We start from the raw sequence: 5,491 nt of genomic DNA, 5'->3' as shown, positions 1-5,491 counted from the left end.
GTGAGCTGTACTTTGTTTGCTCAGTCAATATCAGCTTGTGTCAGGCCTCATGTGGCTGGCTATCATGATATTTCTTGCTTAAAAGATGGCCTAGCAAAAGTGCTTCGTAATGATAAATATGGATTCATTAACGCTAATAAAGAGATAGTGGTCGCTCCAACATATAGCTCAATCGGTTACTTCTCGGAGGGCAATGCTTGGGTTTCTTCATCAGACTATAAGTATGGATTTATTAATAAAATGGGCAAGTTAGTCATACCCTTAATATTTGACCAAGCAGGTGACTTTTCAGAAGGATTGGCAGTGGTTAAAGTCAATGATAAAACAGGATTTATTAGTAGGTCAGGAGATGTCGTCATATCTCTTCAATATGACAATGCTGGTGATTTTTCAGAAGGACTTGCTTGGATGAAGCAAGATGATAAGTACGGCTATATTGATCGAAGTGGCAAAGCAGTTATTGAACCGCAGTATGAGGATGCTTGGAGTTTTTCTGAAGGCTTAGCCGCTGTCAAGCAAAATAATAAAGTTGGCTTTATTGATCATACAGGCAACATGGTCATACCGCCTCAATATGATATAGCAGCATCATTTAAAAATGGTATGGCACATGTCATGGAGCAATGGCTATGGGGCTATATTGACCATAATGACAATGCCATCATTCCGATAGAATATGATTACCTCCGTGAGTTTTCAGAAGGATTATTAATGGTTACCAAGAACAATAAACAAGGGTTTCTTGATAAAGTTGGCACTATTGTAGTTCCGCTTATATATGATGAAGCAAACAATTTTTCAGAAGGCTTAGCCGCCGTTAAACAAAACGGTAAATGGGGATTTATCGATAAAGTTGGCAAAACAGTCATTCCTTTAGACTATGATGAGGTGCGAAGTTTTTCCGAAGATTTTGCTGCTATTAAACTAAATAACAAATGGGGGTTTGTCGATAAAATGGGTAAGATAGCTCTTGAATTTAAATACGATGATGCTACCTATTTTTATGGCGATCTAGCCTTTGTTCAGTATGAAGGAGAATGGGTTTATATCGATAAGCAAGGTCAGGTAATAGACTCACCATTATTAGATAGTTAAAGCTTTATTATCAAAAATTTTATTGATTACTCTAAAAGCATCAAACAATCCCATCAGCTTTGAGCTTGGCGATCATCTCACTGTCATAGCCCAAATCAGCAAGCGTGCTATCAGTATGCTCGCTCAACTTCGGTGGCGGCGTACGATAAGTAACTGGTGATGCAGATAGTTTAATTGGGCTCCCAAGTGCGCTTACTGGACTGCCTTGCTCAGTGAAATTAACGACCATCTCGCGTGCCAGTGCTTGCGGCATGGCCAATGCTTCAGCGACATTATGAATCGCTCCGCACGGGATACCTGCTTGATCTAAAACCTCCAACCAATAAGTACGTGGTTGCTCGGCAAACTTCTTGCTCAGCTCATCACACAACAGCATACGATTGGCAACACGGTTAGGATTGGTCGTAAAGCGATCATCGGTATGCCAATCGACTGCGAGCACGTCACACAATTTGGCAAACTGACTGTCATTACCACAGGCTAAGATAAAGTGCTGCTCACCCTGACCTGCGAATACTTGATAAGGCACGATATTAGGATGCTGATTGCCTAGCCTTGGTGGTACTTTACCTGAAGCTAAATGGTTCATACCAACGTTAGCTAGCATGGCAAGCGCACTATCTAAAAGTGCAACATCCACCTGTTGCCCTAGTCCCGCAGTCTCACGAGCAATCAAAGCTGCTTGAATACCAATCGTCAGCTGCAACCCTGCAAATAAATCGACCACGGCCACGCCAACTTTATGTGGTTCGCCATCGCTTGGACCTGTGATGCTCATCAGCCCTGACAACCCTTGAATAATATAGTCATAACCAGGGCGCGCAGCATCTGGCCCTGTTTGACCAAACCCTGTCAATGACGCATAAATCAGCCGCGGATTGTCTTGTTTTAGACTGTCGTAATCTAGACCGTATTTTTTGAGACCGCCCACTTTAAAATTCTCTACCAAGAGATCACTATCAGCGGCCAGTTTTTTGATGATATCTTGTCCTGCATCGGTCGTGATATCTACCGTCAGTGATTTTTTATTACGGTTAATGGTCGCGTAATAGGCGGATGTGTCGTCGCTAAACTTTGGCGGCGCCCAATGCCGCGTTTCATCGCCGATATGTGGACGCTCAACTTTGATGACTTCGGCACCAAGATCGGCCAATACTTGCGTACAAGAAGGCCCTGCCAGCACTCTCGACAAATCAAGCACCTTAATACCATGCAACGCGCCCTTTGGCATGTCATTATTGGCATTGCTATTGATGGTCATAGTCATCCCTCATTTTGTATGGTCAATCCTTTATAAGTTAGGTACGGTATCAGTCTCGCTTAGCGCCTACTATTAACCTACTACTTGTAATACTTTCACGCAGCGTTCTGGTATCCACGTTATATTGAATCGACTATCGCCTATTCTTTGATTTGTAATCATAAAATTGTTCTTCATCATGCAGCCATCTAATCATTAAATGATGAAGAGCAACTGAAAAACGTACGCTACTGTTCATGCTCTTTTAATAAAAGCCAAGCAGCCACGTACGTCACAGAATACAGTTGTACCAAACATTTTTAGCTATAGTCAGTTCAATATAATTTCGATACAAGGAAACCGAGTGCAAGTTATACATTAGTATGCTTAGCGAGGATGACGATGTAGCGGATTTATATAGACTTGACTATAAAACGCTTAAAAGAATGCTTGAATGCCCGTCTGTGCACGACCAAGAATCAGCGCATGGATATCATGTGTGCCTTCATAAGTGTTGACCGCTTCTAAGTTCATGACATGACGAATGACATGGAACTCATCAGAGATACCATTACCGCCATGCATATCACGAGCGATACGAGCGATATCAAGTGCTTTACCGCAGTTATTACGCTTAATAAGTGAAATCATCTCAGGCGCAGCGTTATCTTCATCCATCAGACGACCCACACGTAGTGCTGCTTGTAGACCTAAGCTGATTTCTGTTTGCATATTGGCCAGCTTCAACTGCACAAGCTGCGTTGCGGCGAGCGGACGACCAAATTGCTTACGATCGAGCGTATACTGGCGTGCTGCTTTCCAGCAGAACTCAGCCGCACCCATACTGCCCCATGCGATACCATAACGGGCTTTATTTAAGCAGCCAAATGGGCCTTTTAGACCACGGATATCTGGGAACGCATTGGCTTCAGGGACGAACACCTTATCCATGACGATCTCACCGGTGATTGATGCACGTAATGAAAACTTACCTTCGATTTTTGGTGCAGATAACCCTTTCATGCCTTTGTCTAAAATAAAACCACGAATCTCGCCCGCATCATCTTTTGCCCAGACCACAAACACATCAGCGATAGGGCTGTTGGTAATCCACATTTTATTACCCGTCAGCTCATAACCGCCATCCACTGCGCGCGCGCGTGTCGACATCGACGAGGGATCAGAACCTGAATCTGGCTCAGTCAAACCAAAACAGCCGACATACTCACCTGTCGCAAGCTTTGGTAAATAACGCTCTCTTTGCTCTTCTGTGCCATACGCCCAAATAGGATGCATCACTAGGCTTGACTGCACACTCATCGCTGAGCGGTAGCCCGAATCAACGGCTTCTACTTCCTTAGCAATCAGACCATAGGCAACACTCGATAAACCAGCACAGCCATAGCCTTCAATCGTGACACCCAGCAGACCCATCTCACCCATTTGACGCATAATATTACGGTCAAAGCTTTCGTTACGATTGGCCTCTAGAATTCCAGGCATCAGCTCATTTTGAAAAAACTGACGGGCGCTGTCCGTCACCATACGTTCTTCGTCAGTAAGCTGGTCACGTAATAAGAAAGGATCTTCCCAATCAAAACTTGGGCGCGTAGATGTTGCCATGTGGTTCTCCTTGATATCAGTCATCCTGACCGACGAATAGTGATTGATAAATGGGGTTAAATAAATAGACTATTGACTTCATAATTCCGCTATGCGAAACTTAGTTTCATAATTTAAAACCATTTAAGCAAACTTTCGCCGCGCTGTAAACCTTTATCAAAAAAAGATGAGTATAAAATGACAAAAAATTTATCAGCAGCCATACCACTGTTGAATCGCTTGACGACTACACTTGAGCAAAGCAAGGAAGAGAACGATCGACAATTCGTTATGGCTCTAGGTCGTGGACTGGCGATACTTGCAGCGTTTGAGCATGATCAGCAGCACACCCATCAGCAGCTATGTCAGATGACAGCACTACCAAAAGCGACCATCACTCGCCTGATCCATACCTTGACCACGCTTGGGTTTTTACGTGTCACTGAGCACGGACAGTATCAATTGGGTAGTAGTGCTGTACGTCTCAGTGCTACCGCGTGGAGTCGCCACGATATGGTTGCAGCGGCTGAGCCTTTACTGCGACAGTTTGCTAGTGAGAATGAGGTATCAGTGAATCTAGCGACCGAAGTCGAAGGAGAAATGCGCTATCACGCCTGCTGTCGTAGTCCTGCTCGCCTATCGGTCAACTTACAGGTTGGCTCAGCGGTGCCCGTTGCACGCACTGCCATTGGACGGGCTTTTTATGCGGTAAGCTCACAAGCAAGACAGGCTGTGATTCGTAGCAATTTACAAGAACAGTTGTCTATCGAGGATTATAACCATGCACAAACTGCCCTAGCCAGCGCGGCAGAGCATTATGAGAAATATGGCTATACCGTGTCTGATGGAGAGTTTTCTACTGACATATTGGCGGTCGCCATTGGCGTATTTGATGTCGCAACTGGGCAATACGCTTATTCGCTCAATGCCAGTGTGCCAAGTGCCAACTGGGAAGCGGATGACTATGCCGCGATGATAGTGCCAAAGTTACAGGTATTGGCGGAGCGGATTGGTGGTGGGAATTAAAACGGTTTGTACTCTCCGTCTGTAGAATCATAGATCATCACTGAACCGTCTGCACTAACCTTATAGCGATCACGGACATGACCCACATAAGAATCGCCACCGCAAATATCATCATGAACTTCAAAAGCGGCAAACTCCCAACTTGTCGCTATAGCATTGTCATTGTTGCTCTCAAAGAGAAACTGCAAACAATCCAGATCTGCGTTCGGACGCTGTTCTAAAGTCACTAATAATGACTCAAATGCCGCCTTTTCAGTGATGCCTATCGTGGCAGTAGCAGTCGAACTATCTACGACCGATCCACTCCCTCGATCTAATGGGTTACAAGCAGTTAATAAGACAGCTAGAGAAATACAAATCGTTGACGTAAGCAAGTGCATATCATCGTTCCATAAAAAACCATATAGTTCCAGAGAAAATCATTCAGTAATGAGATTACCTTTAAAAGTATCATAATAGATAACCCGCATTAACCTGTTCCACATACTTTCCATCTAACTTGATTGAAAGTTCGATATATCTGTATAT

At 44.1% G+C, this 5,491-nt stretch carries 5 protein-coding genes; 2 read left to right on the top strand and 3 right to left on the bottom strand.

Features of this window, described 5'->3' with window-relative positions; translation table 11 throughout:
- Window positions 1-51 precede the first annotated feature (51 nt).
- Window positions 52-1,095, top strand: coding sequence for a WG repeat-containing protein (locus ACT3SX_RS13705; protein WP_192992525.1), 1,044 nt, complete (start codon window positions 52-54; stop codon window positions 1,093-1,095).
- 40 nt (window positions 1,096-1,135) lie between these two features.
- Here the strand turns inward: ACT3SX_RS13705 and ACT3SX_RS13700 are convergent, their stop codons facing one another.
- Both ACT3SX_RS13700 and ACT3SX_RS13695 read right to left on the bottom strand, forming a co-directional pair.
- The gene (locus ACT3SX_RS13700; RefSeq protein WP_442070080.1) at window positions 1,136-2,356 is read right to left on the bottom strand and encodes a CaiB/BaiF CoA transferase family protein; all 1,221 of its coding nucleotides are present in this window, start codon (window positions 2,354-2,356) and stop codon (window positions 1,136-1,138) included.
- 417 nt (window positions 2,357-2,773) lie between these two features.
- Window positions 2,774-3,958, bottom strand: coding sequence for an acyl-CoA dehydrogenase (locus tag ACT3SX_RS13695; RefSeq protein ID WP_192518933.1), 1,185 nt, complete (start codon window positions 3,956-3,958; stop codon window positions 2,774-2,776).
- 177 nt (window positions 3,959-4,135) lie between these two features.
- On the opposite strand from ACT3SX_RS13695, the gene ACT3SX_RS13690 reads away from it, so the two are divergent.
- A complete protein-coding gene (locus ACT3SX_RS13690; RefSeq protein WP_192992524.1) occupies window positions 4,136-4,963 on the top strand; it encodes an IclR family transcriptional regulator in 828 nt (275 codons plus the stop codon).
- Here ACT3SX_RS13690 and ACT3SX_RS13685 read toward each other — a convergent pair.
- On the bottom strand, window positions 4,960-5,343 hold the full coding sequence (locus ACT3SX_RS13685) for a hypothetical protein (protein WP_192518935.1): 384 nt from the start codon (window positions 5,341-5,343) through the stop codon (window positions 4,960-4,962). The two genes, ACT3SX_RS13690 and ACT3SX_RS13685, sit on opposite strands and share 4 nt — an antisense overlap.
- Window positions 5,344-5,491: the final 148 nt, after the last annotated feature.

This window comes from Psychrobacter sp. AOP31-B2-9 (assembly GCF_052378005.1).
Taxonomy (GTDB): Bacteria; Pseudomonadota; Gammaproteobacteria; order Pseudomonadales; family Moraxellaceae; genus Psychrobacter.
Note: the sequence above shows the minus strand (reverse complement) of the source record. Positions and strands in the feature narration are given on the sequence as shown.